1 protein-coding gene is annotated in these 1077 nt (G+C 62.5%); it reads right to left on the reverse strand.

All coding sequences use genetic code 11. The annotated features are described in order from the left end of the window. On the reverse strand, positions 1-1077 hold a 1077-nt coding region (locus tag J1777_RS14195; RefSeq protein ID WP_242700564.1), incomplete at both ends, for an ABC transporter transmembrane domain-containing protein.

Genomic DNA, 1077 nt, shown 5'->3' on the forward strand with positions numbered 1-1077 from the left:
CTCGGGGACGCTGCTGACCTGGTCGAGCACGTCAAAAATGCGCTTGGCCCCAGCGGCCGATTTTTGCGTGATATTGACGATGCGGCTCATGGAGTCCAGCCGGGTGTAAAAGCGCCCGATGTAGGCAATAAAGGCCGAGAGCACGCCCACGGTGATTTGATCGTGCGCCACCAGCCAGATGCCAAAGGCCCAGACAAACAGCAGGCCGATTTCGGTCATCAGCCCCACGGTGGGCGAGAACAGCGCCCAGATTTTGTTTACGCGGTCGTTGGCTTGCAGGTTGCGCTGGTTGGCGCGGGCAAAGCGCTGCATCTCGCGCTGCTCTTGGGCAAAGGCTTTGACCACGCGCACGCCGGGAATGGTGTCCGAGAGCACGTTGGTGATTTCCGCCCAGACGCGGCTGGTGCGGTCAAAGCCAATGGCCAAGCGGCTGCGCACTTTGTGAATCAGCCAGACGATGAAGGGCAGCGGCACCAGCGTGACCAGGGCCAGCCAGGGGTTGATGCTGATGAGGATGGCGGCGGTCATCACCATCATCACCACGTCGGTGATGAAATCGAGCGCGTGCAGCGACAAAAACATGTTGATGCGGTCGGTGTCCGAGCCGATGCGGCTCATGAGGTCACCGGTGCGCTTGCTGCCAAAGTATTCCAGCGACTGGTTGAGCATGTGGGCATAGACGGTGGTGCGCATATCGGCGCCGATGCGCTCCGAGACTTTGGCCATCACCCAGGTGCGGGCCCAGCCCAGGCCCCAGGCCAAAATGGCCGAGGCCAGCAAGCCGCCCAGGTACAGGGCGACCAGCTGTGGGTCAATGGCCTGGCGGTTGTTTTGGTAGGGGATGAGGATGTCGTCCAGGATGGGCATCGTCAAATACGGTGGCACCAAGGTGGCGGCCGTGCCCAGCAGGGTCAGCATCAGGCCCAAAAGCAGCTGCCCTTTATAGGGCTTGGCAAAGCGGCCCACGCGCAGCAGCACCCAGGTGGAGGATTTTTCTTGGGGCTGGCGGGCGCAGGCCGGGCATTCATCGCTATCGGGGGGCAGGGTTTGGCCGCAATCGGGGCAGCAGGGCGTGGG

The sequence above is a fragment of the Comamonas denitrificans genome (assembly GCF_017368815.1).
GTDB classification, from domain to species: Bacteria; Pseudomonadota; Gammaproteobacteria; order Burkholderiales; family Burkholderiaceae_C; genus Comamonas; species Comamonas denitrificans.